This is a genomic window from Domibacillus antri (assembly GCF_001936625.1).
Taxonomy (GTDB): Bacteria; Bacillota; Bacilli; order Bacillales; family Domibacillaceae; genus Domibacillus; species Domibacillus antri.
The window spans coordinates 15137-31983 of sequence record NZ_MSDU01000011.1 but is presented as its reverse complement, the minus strand read 5'-3'; the positions used below and the strand labels follow the sequence as shown (position 1 = coordinate 31983).

The 16847-nt window shown below is 45.4% G+C and carries 13 protein-coding genes; all 13 read left to right on the top strand.

Going from position 1 to position 16847, the window contains the following annotated elements:
* Positions 1-9: 9 nt before the first annotated feature.
* Positions 10-1278, top strand: a complete 1269-nt coding sequence (gene purD, locus BTO30_RS06860) for a phosphoribosylamine--glycine ligase (RefSeq protein WP_075397983.1) — start codon at positions 10-12, stop codon at positions 1276-1278.
* A gap of 233 nt (positions 1279-1511) precedes the next feature.
* Complete coding sequence (locus tag BTO30_RS06855) at positions 1512-3248, top strand: adenine deaminase C-terminal domain-containing protein (RefSeq protein ID WP_075398010.1); 1737 nt, start codon at positions 1512-1514, stop codon at positions 3246-3248.
* A 35-nt stretch (positions 3249-3283) separates the two neighbouring features.
* The gene (locus tag BTO30_RS06850) at positions 3284-4258 is read left to right on the top strand and encodes a DUF3048 domain-containing protein (RefSeq protein ID WP_075397982.1); all 975 of its coding nucleotides are present in this window, start codon (positions 3284-3286) and stop codon (positions 4256-4258) included.
* Between the two features lie 2 nt (positions 4259-4260).
* On the top strand, positions 4261-4563 hold the full coding sequence (locus BTO30_RS06845; protein ID WP_075397981.1) for a YerC/YecD family TrpR-related protein: 303 nt from the start codon (positions 4261-4263) through the stop codon (positions 4561-4563).
* Positions 4564-4831: 268 nt separating this feature from the next.
* Positions 4832-5530: a heptaprenylglyceryl phosphate synthase gene (pcrB, locus tag BTO30_RS06840; RefSeq protein WP_075397980.1), complete on the top strand. Its 699-nt coding sequence runs from the start codon at positions 4832-4834 to the stop codon at positions 5528-5530.
* Positions 5531-5562: 32 nt separating this feature from the next.
* Positions 5563-7752, top strand: a complete 2190-nt coding sequence (pcrA, locus tag BTO30_RS06835; protein ID WP_075397979.1) for a DNA helicase PcrA — start codon at positions 5563-5565, stop codon at positions 7750-7752.
* A 17-nt stretch (positions 7753-7769) separates the two neighbouring features.
* Entirely contained in the window at positions 7770-9779 is a 2010-nt protein-coding gene (gene ligA / locus BTO30_RS06830) for an NAD-dependent DNA ligase LigA (protein WP_075397978.1), read from the top strand.
* 13 nt (positions 9780-9792) lie between these two features.
* Positions 9793-10962, top strand: a complete 1170-nt coding sequence (locus BTO30_RS06825) for a CamS family sex pheromone protein (RefSeq protein WP_245796365.1) — start codon at positions 9793-9795, stop codon at positions 10960-10962.
* Positions 10963-11082: 120 nt separating this feature from the next.
* On the top strand, positions 11083-11892 hold the full coding sequence (gene zupT / locus BTO30_RS06820; RefSeq protein WP_075397976.1) for a zinc transporter ZupT: 810 nt from the start codon (positions 11083-11085) through the stop codon (positions 11890-11892).
* 149 nt (positions 11893-12041) lie between these two features.
* The gene (gene aceA, locus BTO30_RS06815) at positions 12042-13331 is read left to right on the top strand and encodes an isocitrate lyase (protein WP_075397975.1); all 1290 of its coding nucleotides are present in this window, start codon (positions 12042-12044) and stop codon (positions 13329-13331) included.
* A gap of 182 nt (positions 13332-13513) precedes the next feature.
* Entirely contained in the window at positions 13514-13804 is a 291-nt protein-coding gene (gene gatC, locus BTO30_RS06810) for an Asp-tRNA(Asn)/Glu-tRNA(Gln) amidotransferase subunit GatC (RefSeq protein WP_075397974.1), read from the top strand.
* Between the two features lie 12 nt (positions 13805-13816).
* Complete coding sequence (gatA, locus tag BTO30_RS06805; RefSeq protein WP_075397973.1) at positions 13817-15262, top strand: Asp-tRNA(Asn)/Glu-tRNA(Gln) amidotransferase subunit GatA; 1446 nt, start codon at positions 13817-13819, stop codon at positions 15260-15262.
* Positions 15263-15276: 14 nt separating this feature from the next.
* Positions 15277-16704 carry an Asp-tRNA(Asn)/Glu-tRNA(Gln) amidotransferase subunit GatB gene (gatB, locus tag BTO30_RS06800; RefSeq protein ID WP_075397972.1) on the top strand — a complete coding sequence of 476 codons (1428 nt, stop codon included), beginning with the start codon at positions 15277-15279 and terminating at the stop codon, positions 16702-16704.
* The last annotated feature ends 143 nt before the right edge of the window (positions 16705-16847 follow it).

Here is a 16847-nt window from a genome sequence, read left to right as displayed (position 1 = left end):
TCTATCCACATGAATATACTTGTAGTTGGACGCGGTGGCAGAGAACATGCCATTTGCAAAAAAGTGGCGGAAAGCCCGCTCGTTGAAAATGTATTTTGCGCACCGGGAAATGCCGGAATCAGCCGTGATGCCCACATTGTCGAAATTGATGAAATGAATTTTGAAGACATGGCGTCTTTTGCAAAAGAACAGCAAGTCGGTCTTGTGATTGTAGGACCGGAAAATCCGCTGTCTGCAGGGATTACCGATTATTTGATCAAAGAGGGATTGAAAGTATTCGGCCCTAATCAAAATGCGGCCATTTTGGAAGGAAGCAAGTCTTTCTCTAAAATGATGATGGAAAAGTATAACATTCCAACAGCCCGTTATCAATCGTTTGAAGACTATGAATCGGCGAAGGTTTATATTGAAAAAGAAGGCGCGCCAATCGTATTAAAAGCGGACGGTTTAGCTGCCGGTAAAGGTGTGACCGTTGCCATGACGCTGGAAGATGCGCTTGCTGCTCTGGATGATATGATGCTTGATAAAAAGTTCGGAGATGCATCTGCACGCGTTGTTGTAGAACAATATTTGCAGGGTGAAGAATATTCACTTATGGCTTTTGTACACGGTGAAAACGTTTATCCGATGGAAGCGGCACAGGATCATAAGCGCGCATTCGATAACGATGAAGGCCCGAACACAGGCGGCATGGGAGCATACTCACCAGTACCGCATATTTCGCAGGCGGTGAATGATCAATCAGTTGAGGAAATCATCCGCCCGATTGCCAAAGGGATGGTGGCAGAAGGCCGTCCGTTTACAGGCATTATTTTTGCCGGACTTATGCTGACTGAAGAAGGCCCGAAAACAATCGAATTTAACGCGCGTTTCGGTGATCCAGAAACGCAGGTTGTCCTGCCTCGCCTCGAAAATGATCTTGTCCAAGTCATGCTTGATGTACTGGATAATAAAGATCCGGACCTGACATGGAAAGAGGAATCGGTTTTAGGCGTTGTATTAGCCGCAAAAGGCTATCCTGAAGCATATGAAAAAGGGAATGAACTAAAAGGTCTCGACAAGATCGATTCCGGTTCCGTTATTCATGCCGGCACATATGCGGAAGGAGACGGTGTCATTCGTGCAAACGGAGGCCGTGTCCTGCTTGTAACAGGCAGTGGCTCCAATCCGACAGAAGCACAGAAAAAAGCATATGAAAAAATCAAGAATATCGATACAGAAAACTTCTTCTACCGCCATGATATTGGCAGCCGTGCCATTTCAAAAGCAGGTTTATAAGAATGACAATCCCGCCGTTTTATGGCGGGATTTTTTCTGCGTAAAATGGAACTGAAATGGTTTGAAAGAGCCCTAATTTTTCCTAAAAAACAGATATATGCAAGTTTCTTGCCAAAAGTTCGGACTTTTTTCACAAATTCGTTTATTCTTTAGTGCGTTACTACGCGAAATATGGTAAGATGATGGCAACCTCACAATTTGAAAGCGATATCATTTTGAAGGGAATGATTGCGATGCCGGATTTAAAGCATAGATGGAAAAATAAACAGCTGCGCGAACAGGTCGCAGTCATTGATCATAAAAAGGCACCGACACTAGTGCTTCAAAATGCCCGTTACTTACACTCGGCTATGAAGCGCTGGTTAACAGGAAACATTTGGATGTATGAAGACCGAATTGTGTACATTGGTGATGCGATGCCCGCTTCAGCCGATGAAATTTATGATTGTACGGGCAAAACGGTTGTGCCGGGTTATATTGAACCGCATGTACATCCTTTTTTGCTGTACAATCCGAAGACGTTCGCGGAATATGCCGCAAAGCGTGGAACAACAACACTCGTCAATGATAACTTAATGCAGCTGCTGGCGCTTGAAAAAAAGAAAGCGTTTTCTTTAATGGAAGAACTGAACCGGCAGCCGGTGTCGATGTATTGGTGGTGCCGGTATGATGCGCAGACGGAATTGGATAATGAAGGTGATATTTTTGCGAACGGCACCATTAACTCTTGGCTGGAGCATGAAAATGTTATTCAAGGCGGCGAGCTGACAGGGTGGCCGAAACTGTTAGACGGCGATGACATGATGTTGTACTGGATGCAGGAAACAAGAGCGATGAAAAAGCGGATTGAAGGTCATTTCCCGGGTGCTTCCGAAAAAACGCTGACAAAAATGACCCTTTTCGGTGCGGACGGAGATCATGAGTCGATGAGCGGAGAAGATGTTTTAAAACGCCTTATGAACGGCATGATGGTGACACTTCGCCATTCATCCATTCGTCCGGATTTGGAAAAACTGCTGACAGAAATGAAAGAATTGGATCTCGATCAATACGATATGATGATGTTTACAACCGATGGACCGTCTCCATCATTTTGTGCGGATGGCCTTACAGATAAATTGATTAAGATTGCCATTGATCACGGTGTGCCGCCGATTGATGCGTATCATATGGCTTCTTACAATGCGGCGCGTTATTACCGGATGGAGCATTTGCATGGCATGATTGCACCAGGGAGACTGGCAAGTCTGAATATATTAACCAATGAATTTCATCCGAATCCGGAAGCAGTTTTATCCAACGGAATCTGGATCAAAAAAAGCGGACTGGATACATCTCCATTTCCAAATGTACAGTGGCAGCGCTTTGGTCATAAAAAAATGAGCTTTGACTGGGAATTAAATGAAGATGATTTGCAGTTTTCGATGCCGTTTGGAATTGAAATGGTGAACAACGTCATTACAAAGCCATGCAATGTCATTAAAGATGTTGCGGGCGAACATTTTTATATGAATGAAGATCAAAACTACCTGGTGCTGCTGGACTATGAAGGGAAGTGGCGAGTGAATACGACCATTAAAGGTTTTGCCAATAAAGTGGAAGGATTTGCATCTTCCTTTTCAAGCACTGAAGATATTGTGTTGATCGGATCTTCTAAAGAAGAGATGAAACGCGCATTTGAACGAATGAAGGAACTTGGCGGCGGAATTGTACTTGCCGAAAAAGGTCAAATTGTCCATGAGATTCCACTCCCGCTGTCCGGCATTATGTCCGATCAGCCGTTTGAGACGGTGATTGAACAGGAACTGAAATTAAAAGAATTGCTGGCCGAAAGAGGCTATCCATTTGATGATCCGATTTATTCTCTGCTCTTTTTAACGTCGACGCATCTTCCGTACATCCGCATTACTTCGCAGGGTATGTATGATGTCATGAAGAAAACGGTACTCTTTCCGACGATAATGCGTTAAAATAGTAAAGTGAAAACAGTTTTCGGAGAGTCGATATGAAAAATAATTGGATGGCAATCACAATTGCAGCCTTATTCCTTGGCGGCTGTGCGAGTTCTCAGCCCGTCGATAAGAGTGAACAAAACGTATTAAGTCCGTTAACGGGCATGGAAGCGGCCGATTTGGATCAGCGTGCGGTGGCCGTTGTGATCAGCAACCACCCGGCCGCCCGACCACAAACGGCGCTGGAAGAAGCGGATATTGTGTATGAAGTGCTGACAGAGGGGAACATTACCCGGTTTCTTGCTATATATCAAAGTGAATATCCGGAATTGGCAGGTCCTGTCCGCAGTGCGCGTGACTATTTTGTCGAGCTCGCGTCTGGATATGATGCGCTGTTTTTAGCACATGGCTACAGTCCCGAAGCGAAAGAAATGCTTTTTAGCGGCGAAGTGGATCACCTGAACGGCATTCAGCACGAAGGGGATCTTTTTAAGCGCGATTCTGCGAGACAAGCGCCCCATAATTCATATGTATATTTTGATGAAGTAATGGAAACAGCGGAAAAAAATGAATATGATGTGGGTTCTTCCCCTTCCAAATTGTCTTTTTTGACGAAGGAGGAAGCAAAATCCGTGAATGGAGATCCTGCTTCAAACGTCGTTGTCCGTTCATCGAAAAACGAGTCATTTGACGCGGTGTATGAGTATAACGGCGAATCGTATATTCGTTCAATCGATGGTGCTGATATGACAGTTGATAATATTTTTGTCGTTGAAGCGGATCACCGTGTTGTGGACGCAAAAGGACGGCTCGATATTAACTTGACGTCCGGCGGCGATGCTTTTTTAATTCAAAAGGGCGTTATGAATATGGTAAAATGGCAAAACCGAAACGGCCGGATTATCCCTTACACAGAGAAAAGTGCTGCATTGGCACCGGGAAGAACGTGGATTCACGTTGTACCTGCTTCAAGAGGGCTGAATAAAGCGGTCGATGTAGAAAATGAGGGTGAAGGGAATGGAAGCTGATCATGCAGATAGATAAACTGCGGGGAAAAGAGCTGGACCAATTGTTTCAAGCGGTTCTTTCACTCCGGGATATGGAAGAATGTTATCGTTTTTTTGACGATTTATGCACGGTTAACGAAATTCAGTCACTTGCGCAGCGTTTAGAAGTGGCACGCATGCTGCAGGAAGGAAAGACCTATCATAAAATTGAAACGGAAACCGGTGCTTCTACGGCAACCATTTCTCGTGTGAAGCGCTGTTTGAATTATGGGAACGATGGATATGAGTTTGTGCTAAAACGCGTTTATGAAAAAGAAGAAGGATGAAAAGCCGTCTCAAATTACGAGACGGCTTTTTCGTGGGGAAAAATGGTTTTTTGTCACAGGAAGAAAGCAGATGGCCACGCTTAAAGGGAAATGGTCACGGAAGAAAGTGAATGGCCACGCTCAATGGGGAATTGCCACATAAAGAAGAAAATAGCTGCGCAAAATAGGGTTTTGTCACGAAAATAGCTCCTTGTTTCCCTTAGAAGGCGAACTTCGTTTTTCATGTTATAATAGGGAGTTGTAACTGAATGATTGGAGGTTTCTACGCATGTATGATGTTTGTGAATGGCGGCATGTGTTTAAATTGGACCCGAATAAAGAAATAGATGATGAGCTGCTGGAGCGTGTGTGCGAATCGGGAACTGATGCGGTTGTGGTCGGTGGATCCGATGGTGTGACACTTGAAAATGTGCTTGATTTAATGGTTCGTATACGCCGTTATCCAGTGCCTTGTGTGCTGGAAGTGTCTACTGTAGAAATGGTGACGCCGGGCTTTGACTTATATTTTATTCCGACTGTATTGAACAGTACGGATTCAAACTGGATTACCGGGCTTCATTTTGAAGCGATGAAAGAATACGGGGAACTGATGAACCCGGATGAATTGATTATCGAGGGCTACTGTATTGCGAATCCCGATTGCAAAGCAGCCAAATTAACGCAAGTTCGTAAAGCGCCGGATGCGGAAGACATTGCCGCGTATGCCCGTATGGCAGGCCACTTGTTCAAACTGCCTGTTTTTTATCTTGAATACAGCGGCGCATATGGAGATGTTGCTGCTGCTCAAAAAGCGGCGGACATTTTGCGGAACACAAATACGGTATTTATATATGGCGGCGGTATCCGCACAGCCGAACAGGCAAAAGAAATGGGAGACTATGCGGACGTGATTGTCGTGGGCAATGCTATTTATGATTTTCCGGAAGAAGGGTTAAAAACCGTTGCGGCGGTCAAAAATCGTGTATAATAAAGAACAAACGTTCCTAAGGCGGTGGCAGTATGCAATTTTTAACAGATCGATTATTAAACGGCCTCAATCCTGAGCAGCAGGAAGCGGTCAAAACGACAGAAGGACCGCTTTTAATTATGGCGGGTGCCGGTTCCGGTAAGACGCGCGTCCTGACGCATAGGATTGCGTATTTAATTGTTGAAAAAGAAGTAAATCCATATAATATTCTTGCGCTGACGTTTACCAATAAGGCCGCGCGCGAAATGAAAGACCGGATCGGCGCACTGCTCGGCGGTGCGGCGGAAGAGATTTGGATGTCGACGTTCCACTCGATGTGTGTGCGTATTTTGCGCCGGGATATTGACCGGATCGGCTACAGCCGCAATTTTACGATTTTAGATACAGCCGATCAGCTGTCTGTATTAAAAAGTATATTAAAAGACCTCAACATTGACCCGAAAAAATTTGATCCGCGTGCATTGCTTGGGGCCATCAGTTCGTCGAAAAACGTTCTCGTAGATGCGGAAACATTTGCGAAGCGTCAGGGCGGTTATCAGGATAAAGTGACATCTGACGTGTATACGGAATATGAAAAGCGTTTGAAAAAAAACCAGGCGCTCGATTTTGACGATTTGATCATGCTGACCATCCGGTTATTTGAACGGGTGCCGGAAGTGCTGGAATTTTATCAGCGCAAGTTTCAATACATTCATGTGGATGAGTATCAGGATACAAATAAATCCCAGTACACCCTCGTAAAATTACTGGCAAGCCGATTTCAGAATTTGTGCGTCGTCGGTGATAGTGACCAATCCATTTATCGATGGCGCGGGGCGGATATCGCCAATATTTTATCGTTTGAAAAAGACTATCCGCATGCAAAAGCGATCTTCCTTGAACAAAATTACCGGTCAACGAAACGAATTTTGCAGGCAGCCAATGAAGTGATTGAAAACAACTCAAACAGAAAGCCGAAAAAGCTTTGGACCGAAAATGCGGACGGCAAGAAAATAGCGTATTTCCGTGCGGACAGCGAGCGGACGGAAGCGGAGTTTGTTGCGGGGAAAATAAAAGAATTATCAGCTGCAGGACGAAAAATGTCCGAGTTTGCCGTGTTGTACCGGACGAATGCGCAGTCCCGTCTTATTGAGGAAACGCTCATGAAGTCAAACATTGACTATACGATCGTCGGCGGGATTAAGTTCTACGACCGGAAAGAGATTAAAGACTTGCTGGCGTATTTGCGTCTGATTGCGAACCCGGATGATGATATCAGCCTGGCGCGCGTCATTAATGTACCGAAGCGCGGTCTTGGGTCCACTTCACTTGATAAAATTGCCCGCTATGCACAGGAACATGATATCTCGATGTTTAATGCATTGGCAGAAGTTGATTTTATCGGATTAAGCGGAAAAGCGGCGAATGCGGCGGCTGATTTCCGTAACATCATTAATATTTATACACAGCAGCAGGAATATTTATCGGTTTCTGAATTGGTCGAAGAGGTCATTGACCGGACTGGCTATGTCGACATACTGGCAGCGGAAAAAACGATTGAATCACAGACGAGAATTGAAAACATTGAAGAATTTTTATCTGTTACAAAAGCGTTTGAAGAATCGAGTGAAGATAAAACATTGATCGCCTTTTTGACCGATCTCGCTCTTGTCGCGGACATTGACCAGCTTGGAAAAGAAGAAAAGCCGGCTGAATCCGTCGTACTGATGACGCTTCATTCCGCGAAAGGCCTTGAATTTCCGGTTGTCTTTTTGATTGGAATGGAAGAAGGGGTCTTCCCGCACAGCCGATCCCTTATGGATGATGAGGAAATGGAAGAAGAGCGTCGTCTTGCCTATGTAGGGATTACGCGGGCAGAGAATGAACTGTATCTTACAAATGCGGAAATGCGCACTTTATACGGCAGAACGAATATGAATCCGGTGTCCCGTTTTATCAGTGAAATTCCTGAAGATCTGCTTGAATCGGAAAATGCCAGCCGCCAGACGAAAAAGCCGAATTCGTTCGGACAGAAGAGCCGTCCTGTTGTACGTTCGCAAACAAATGCGGCGGCACAGCTGAATTGGAAAGTCGGCGATAAAGCGGCACATAAAAAATGGGGCACAGGCACAGTTGTCGCGGTAAAAGGAAGCGGGGACAGCACAGAACTTGATATTGCCTTTCCAAGCCCAACCGGCATAAAACGACTATTAGCACAATTTGCGCCAATTGAAAAAGCCTGACAGAAAGGACGACAAAGATGGAGTTAACCGCTGCGGAACAACGGGTGCAAGAGCTGCACGATATTTTAAATAAGTACAGTTATGAGTATTATGTGATCGATCAGCCGTCTGTTCCGGACTCGGAATATGACCGGCTTTTAAAAGAGCTTTCAGATATTGAAGCGGCATTTCCGCAGCTTCAGACACCGGATTCACCGACGCAGCGAGTGGGCGGCGCGGTACTGGATGCATTTCAAAAGGTGCGGCATGATGTCCCGATGTTAAGTCTCGGAAATGCATTTGACGAAGCGGGACTGCGCGATTTTGACCGTCGTGTCCGCCAGCTGATCGGCAGTGATGCTTATACCTATGTATGTGAATTGAAAATTGATGGCCTTGCCGTATCACTAAAATATGAAAATGGGTTATTTGTCCAGGGGGCGACACGCGGCGACGGAACAACAGGTGAAGACATTACCGCCAATTTAAAAACGATTCACTCAATCCCACTCCGGCTGAAAAAGCCCCTTACGATGGAAGTGCGCGGTGAAGCATTTATGCCGAAGCAGTCGTTTATTGCACTGAATGCCATCCGGGATGAGCGCGGTGAAGAGCCATTTGCGAATCCGCGTAATGCGGCCGCCGGGTCGCTGCGCCAGCTTGACCCGCGCATTGCGGCATCCCGCAATCTTGATATTTTCTTGTACGGCATTGCGAATCCGGAATCGATCGGTGTAGAATCGCATAGCGAAGGGCTCGATTTACTTGATTCGCTCGGGTTTAAAACGAATAAGGAGCGGCGCGTGTGCCAAACGATTGAAGCTGTGATTCTGTATGTTCATGATCAATCGGAAAAGCGGGCAATGCTGCCGTATGAAATAGATGGCATTGTGATTAAAGTGGATTCCCTCAGCCAGCAGGATGAGCTTGGCTTTACGGCGAAAAGTCCGCGATGGGCGACGGCCTATAAATTTCCGGCTGAAGAAGTGGTCACAAAACTTTTGGACATTGTTTTAAGTGTCGGCAGAACAGGTGTCGTGACGCCGACTGCCGTGCTGCAGCCGGTTCGTGTAGCCGGTACGACAGTGGGACGCGCATCACTTCATAATGAAGATTTAATCCGCGAAAAGGACATTCGGATCGGAGATATGGTTGTCGTTAAAAAAGCAGGCGATATCATTCCGGAAGTCGTCAGCGTCTTGACGGACCGCCGGACAGGAGAAGAAGTGGAATTTCATATGCCGTCTGAATGTCCGGAATGCAGCAGTGAGCTTGTCCGTCTGGAAGAAGAAGTCGCGCTTCGCTGCCTGAATCCGCAATGCCCGGCACAAATTCGCGAAGGAATGAACCATTTTGTCTCACGCAATGCGATGAATATTGACGGGCTTGGCGAAAAAGTGGTGGCCCAGCTGTACCGTGAAAAACTAATTAAAGATGTTGCCGATTTATATTCGCTCCAAAAAGAAGACTTAATTCAGCTGGAGCGGATGGGGGAGAAATCAGCCGATAATTTATTGGCCGCGATTGAATCATCGAAACAAAATTCACTTGAGCGGCTGTTATTCGGTCTTGGCATTCGTCACGTCGGTGCCAAAGCCGCGAAGACACTTGCAATGGAATTTGGGACAATGGACCGTTTAAAAGAAGCGTCCGCACAAGAGCTGACAGCGATTCATGAAATTGGCAGTAAAATGGCTGATGCCGTTGTTCAATATTTCGAACAGCCGGAAGTGTTGGAACTGATCGGTAAACTGAAGGCAGCAGGCGTGAATATGACGTATGATGGACCTGTTCGTGCACAGACGGCAGCAGGCGATTCCCCGTTTGCGGGCAAAACCATTGTGCTGACCGGTAAATTGGAACAGCTGACGCGGAATGAAGCAAAAGAGCGGATTGAAGCGCTCGGCGGGAATGTGACCGGAAGTGTCAGTAAAAAAACGGACCTTGTCATCGCTGGTGCCGAAGCCGGTTCCAAGCTTGAAAAAGCAGAGAAATTCGGTGTGGAAGTATGGGATGAACAACGACTAATGGATGAACTTACAAAATAAGAGGTGGCTTTTTTTGAAGAAAAAATGGTTTCTGATGGCGGCATCTGTTGCGCTGCTCATGACAGGCTGTGCACCTGCTTTGCAAAATGATGATGAAGTTACGCATGAGAACGGCGAAGAGCAGACTGCGATTATTCCAAGCTATCAAATTTCTGAAAACTTTTACCGGACAATTGTTCCATTTGAACCGGGAAAAGCACGCGGCATGGTCGTGTCTAATTTGAATACACGTTATGACATCATTGAATTTGAAACAGGACTAATGAGAATTGCCCAGGAACATTTTTCACCTGACAATCATTTTTTTCAAGAAGGACAGGTGCTTGAAGAAGACGTAGTCCGTTCATGGCTGCGCCGCAAATATACAGATGCACAGCTGAAAGAAAGTGAAATGACAGAAGAAGAAAATCTTGGGCTGAATCCGGTTGATAATGGTGAAGGTTCTATTGATGAACGAAATGAGCGATCGCCGATTTACCTTGCCCATATCATGGAGCATAATTACTTAACAAAAAAAGACGACAACTCCTTACAGCTCGACGGTGTTGTCATTGGACTTGCCCTTAATTCGGTTCACTATTATCAGCGGGAGCAATACGGCGCGCAGTATGAATTTACGATTCCAGATGAAAAGATTGAAGAAGAAGGTAAAAAAATTGCAGCACAGGTTGCGTCGCGTCTCCGGGCAATGGATAAAACCAAAAACGTACCTATTACCATTGCTTTATTTCAACAGGCACCGCAAAATGCGGTTGTAGCGGGGAACTTTATTGCCTACACACATCTTGATGCGGGTGATAAAGAAGTGAATGACTGGAAAAATATTGATGAAGAATATGTCCTCTTCCCATCGGTTGCAGCAGAAGAAGCACACCGGGAAGACGCCACCTATTTCTTAAACTTCAAGCAGGACGTTGAAGAGTATTTTAATAATTTTAATGGTGTAATCGGCCGGGCGTTATACAGCGGCGGCGAGTTATCCAGTTTGAAAATTGAAATACCTATTCAGTTTTACGGAAAAGCGGAAGCCATCGGTTTTACGCAGTTTGTAACGGGTCTTGTGATGGACCATTTCCCTGCGTATGTGCCGATTGAAGTATCGATTACATCAACAGGCGGACCGGAAGCGCTCATTGTAAAAGAAGCTAATGCTGAAGAACCGTACGTTCACATTTATGAATAAAAGAATGGTCCGATTTGATGATGAACATCAAATCGGCCTTTTTATTTACCTCAACAAAAAAAGTTGCATTTGGGCAAAAGATAGCATACAATAATAAAAAAATCACAAAGGATGGTGTGCATGGACGGAAATGTCTTGCTGGCACTGGGCTTAACATTGTTTGCCGGATTGGCGACGGGCATTGGCAGCGCACTTGCATTTTTTACATCGCGGACAAATACGAAATTTCTCGCTTGGTCACTCGGATTTTCAGCCGGTGTGATGATTTATGTATCGATGATTGAAATTTTTGTGAAAGCGAAGGATTCGCTCGTCAGCGAACACGGTGATTCAACCGGCTATTGGCTGACGGTGATTGGTTTTTTTGCCGGGATGGCGATTATTGCGCTTATCGATAAATTTATTCCCTCATCCGGAAATCCACATGAAATTAAAACAGTGGAAGAATTTCACGGGAAACCATCACATGATGAATATGCCCGTTTAAAAAAGATGGGAATTTTCACCGCACTTGCGATTGCCATTCATAACTTTCCGGAAGGGATTGCCACATTTGCTTCCGCGATACAAGACCCTAGTCTCGGCATTGCGATTGCGATTGCAGTGGCGATTCATAATATACCAGAAGGCATTGCGGTGGCTGTTCCACTTTACTTTGCAACAGGCGACCGGAAAAAAGCGTTTAAATGGTCCTTTTTGTCGGGACTTTCTGAACCGGTCGGAGCTCTCGTTGCCTGGCTCATCTTAATGCCGTATATGACAGATACCATGTTTGGAATGATCTTCGCCGGTGTAGCCGGAATTATGGTGTTCATTTCACTTGATGAATTGCTGCCGGCAGCACAAAAATATGATCAGACGCATCTCGCGATTTACGGAGTCGTCTCAGGAATGATCATCATGGCACTTAGTTTATTGTTGTTAATTTAATCGGATTTTGCATCAAAAACCGTGATGGTTTTTGGTGTTTTTTTTATATTTAGATTTTTTTTGAAAAAAGGGGTTGGCAAACATTTCTTTCTGTTATATAATACAAATTGTAGAAAACAATCTGTTTTATAACAAGGGGGATGTTTAAAATGGGGAATACAACACAACAACGGGTACAGCAACTGAAGCAGGAGTGGGCAAATGAATCACGGTGGAAAGGGATCAAGCGTCCTTATACAGCAGAAGAAGTAATCAAGCTTCGCGGTTCCATTGACATTGAACACACACTCGCAAAACGTGGTGCTGAAAAATTGTGGAACTTCGTTAACACAGAAGATTTCATTAACGCACTCGGCGCCTTGACCGGAAACCAGGCCGTTCAGCAAGTCAAAGCAGGATTGAAAGCGATTTATTTGAGCGGCTGGCAAGTAGCAGCCGATGCAAACCTTTCCGGCAACATGTATCCGGACCAAAGCTTATATCCGGCAAACAGCGTACCGAACGTTGTTAAGCGTATTAATCAGGCGCTTCAGCGTGCGGATCAGATTGCCCATATGGAAGGCGACGATTCCATCGATTATTTCGCACCGATCGTTGCGGATGCAGAAGCTGGATTTGGGGGACAGCTGAATGTATTCGAATTGATGAAAGGCATGATTGAAGCCGGTGCTTCCGGCGTTCACTTTGAAGATCAGCTGTCTTCTGAGAAAAAATGCGGACATCTTGGCGGGAAAGTATTGCTTCCGACACAGACAGCCGTTCGCAATTTGATTGCAGCGCGTCTTGCAGCAGATGTTATGGGAACACCAACAGTCCTAATTGCACGTACAGATGCGGATGCAGCAGACTTGATTACAAGCGATATCGATCCGACTGATGCCCCGTTCATTACAGGTGAACGCACGTCAGAGGGCTTTTTCCGGACAAAAGCGGGTCTTGACCAGGCGATTGCACGCGGTCTGGCGTATGCTCCGTATGCGGATATGATCTGGTGCGAAACATCTGAGCCGAATTTGGAAGACGCACAGCGTTTTGCAGATGCGATTCATGAAAAATTCCCGGGCAAATTACTTGCTTACAACTGCTCGCCATCGTTTAACTGGAAAGCAAAACTCGATGATGAAACAATCGAGAAATACCAAGTGGAACTTGGAAAGATGGGTTACAAATTCCAATTTGTTACACTTGCCGGCTTCCATACGTTGAATTACAGCATGTTCCAGCTTGCAAACGGATACAAAGACCGCGGTATGGGTGCATATTCCGAATTGCAGCAGGCAGAATTTGCGGCTGAAAAAGATGGCTACACTGCAACGCGCCATCAGCGTGAAGTAGGTACTGGCTACTTTGATGCTGTTTCAATGGTTGTGACAGGCGGTGACTCTTCTACGACAGCGTTAAAAGGATCAACTGAAGAAGCACAGTTCCAAACAAACTGATTTTCATACGAACAAAGGGGTCTGTATTACATTGGGGGATGTAAAATAGATGCTTGAGACCGTCTTCATTTTTGAGGACGGTCTTTCTTATTGTTTCTTATTGTTCACGAAGGCGTAAATCGTGGTAAAATAAACTTTGTGCAATTAAAAGAATGCCAAAATTTTTACGGAGGTGGATTCCATTGACACGAATTTCTGAAGAGCAAGTACGGCATGTTGCCCATTTGGCACGTCTTGCTGTCACGGATGAAGAAGTGCATAAATTTACAGAACAGCTCGATGCGATTATTACATTTGCCGAGCAGCTGAATGAACTTGATACATCAAACGTGAAACCGACTTCACACGTATTAGATATGAAAAATGTGCTGCGCGAGGACAAATCGGCACCGGGATTAGACCGGGAAGAAGTATTGAAAAATGCACCAGACCATCAGGACGGACAAATCCGTGTACCGTCTATTATTGAGTAAGGAGGAGAGAGTGTGTCATTATTTGATCATAAACTGAGCGAGATTCAGTCCATGTTACATAAAAAAGAAATCACAATCCCGGACCTTGTTGACGAATCATTTAAACGAATCGCAGCAGTGGACGGCGATGTGAAAGCATTTTTAGCACTTGATGAAGAAAACGCCCGCAAACAGGCAGAGGAATTACAGGAATCAGGCAAAACCGGTATTTTAAACGGTGTACCGATCGGCGTGAAAGACAACATTGTGACAAAGGGAATCCGCACAACAGCGGCCAGCAGGATTCTTCACAATTTCGACCCGATTTACGATGCAACAGTTGTTAATAAACTGCGCGAAGCCGGAACCATCACTGTCGGCAAATTAAACATGGATGAATTTGCGATGGGGTCTTCAACAGAAAACTCAAGTTTCCAAAAAACACGCAATCCATGGAATTTAGACCATGTACCAGGCGGATCATCTGGCGGTTCTGCCGCATCCGTTGCAGCGGGAGAGGTGCCATTCTCACTCGGTTCCGATACAGGCGGCTCGATTCGTCAGCCTGCATCATTCTGCGGTGTTGTCGGCATGAAGCCAACTTACGGCCGCGTATCGCGCTTCGGCTTGATCGCGTTTGCCTCATCACTTGACCAGATCGGTCCGATTACGCGCAATGTAGAAGATAACGCGCACTTGCTTGAAGCGATTGTCGGTGTGGACCCGTACGATTCAACGTCTGCAAACGTGCCGGGCGAAACGTTTGCGGCGAACTTAACAGGTGATGTGAAAGGTCTTCGCATCGCCGTACCGAAAGAATACCTCGGAGAAGGAGTTTCGGAAGAAGTCAAGCAGTCTGTTTTAGCTGCGCTTAAAGTACTCGAAGGACTTGGAGCGACATGGGAAGAAGTGTCATTGCCGCATTCCAAATATGGCGTTGCGACTTACTACCTTCTAGCATCATCAGAAGCGTCATCGAACCTTGCGCGTTTTGACGGCATCCGTTACGGCTACCGTGCGGAAAATGCGGAGAATTTAATCGACCTATACAAAAAAACACGCGCTGAAGGCTTTGGCGACGAAGTAAAACGCCGTATTATGCTTGGTACATTTGCGCTAAGCTCCGGCTATTATGATGCGTATTACAAAAAAGCGCAGCAAGTGCGTACACTCATAAAAAAAGATTTTGAAGATGTTTTTGAAAGCTATGACGTCATCATCGGACCGACTACGCCGACGCCTGCATTTAAAATCGGTGAAATTATTGACGACCCACTGACAATGTACGCAAACGATATTTTGACAATTCCGGTCAATTTAGCGGGCGTGCCGGGTATTTCTGTACCATGTGGATTCTCCGGCGGAATGCCGCTTGGCCTGCAAATTATCGGCCGTCATTTTGATGAGAAAACCGTTTACCGTGTTGCACATGCGTACGAGCAGGCAACCGATTTTCATAAAGAAAAACCAGCGCTGTAAAGGAGGGCATACAGGTGGAATTCGAAACAGTCATCGGACTTGAAGTCCATGTTGAATTAAAAACAAATTCAAAAATCTTTTCATCCGCACCGGCGCATTTTGGTGCAGAACCGAATACAAATACAACCGTCATCGATCTCGGTTACCCGGGTGTGCTGCCGGTAATGAATGAAAAAGCCGTTGAATTTGCCATGAAAGCGGCGATGGCGATCAACTGTGAAATCGCTGAAGAAACAAAGTGGGACCGGAAAAACTATTTTTATCCGGACAACCCGAAAGCGTACCAAATTTCTCAGTACGACAAGCCGGTCGGAGAGCACGGCTGGGTTGAAATTGAAGTGAACGGCGAAACGAAACGAATCGGTATCACCCGTCTTCATTTAGAAGAGGATGCCGGGAAATTGACGCACGCTGGCAAACATTCATTATGCGACTATAACCGCCAAGGTACACCGCTTGTGGAGATCGTGTCTGAACCGGACATTCGCACGCCGGAAGAAGCGTATGCATTTTTGGAAAAATTAAAAGCAATTATTCAATACACAGAAGTATCGGACTGCAAAATGGAAGAAGGCTCGCTTCGCTGTGACGCGAACATTTCCCTCCGGCCATACGGACAGAAAGAATTCGGTACGAAAACAGAGTTGAAAAATTTAAACTCATTTAATTTTGTCCGCAAAGGGCTTGAGTATGAAGAAAAACGACAGGCGGAAATTTTGTCTTCCGGCGGAACAATTGATCAGGAAACCCGCCGCTTTGATGAAGCAACAGGCAAAACGTTATTGATGCGTGTGAAAGAAGGATCGGATGATTACCGCTACTTCCCGGAACCGGATCTTCTTTCTGTTATTATTGATGACGAATGGAAAGAGCGCGTGCGCGCATCCATTCCAGAGCTTCCGGATGCCCGGAAAAAACGCTACATGGAAGAGCTTGGACTGCCCGCGCATGATGCGAAAATTTTAACCATGTCAAAAGAAATTGCAGACTTTTTCGAAGCGACTGTCGCAGCAGGCGCTGGAGCAAAACAAGCATCGAACTGGTTAATGGGGGAAGTGCCAGCTTATTTAAACGCAGAAGGCAAAGAGCTTTCTGAGACAAAGTTGACGCCTGAAAATTTAGCTGGAATGATTTCCCTTCTCGGAAAAGGGATAATCTCTTCGAAAATCGCGAAAACCGTATTCAAAGAAATTATTGAAAACGGCGGTGATGCCGAAGCGATTGTGAAAGAAAAAGGACTTGTCCAAATTTCGGATGAATCGGCTCTTTTAAAGTTCGTCAATGATGCACTCGATGCGAATCCGCAGTCGATCGCAGATTTTAAAGATGGCAAGAAAAAAGCAATCGGCTTCCTCGTCGGCCAGATTATGAAAGCATCAAAAGGTCAGGCAAATCCGCAGGCAATCAACAAGCTGCTTTTGGAAGAAATTCAAAAACGATAAGATAAGAATAGGGGCTGTTTCAGAAATGAAGCAGTCCTTTTTGGTTGTATTTGTAGAATAAATGTTCTATAATGAGTATAGAACATTTGATTGCTATTTTCCTCTGGAAACCATGTTATAATGATGTTGAGTATCCACAAAGG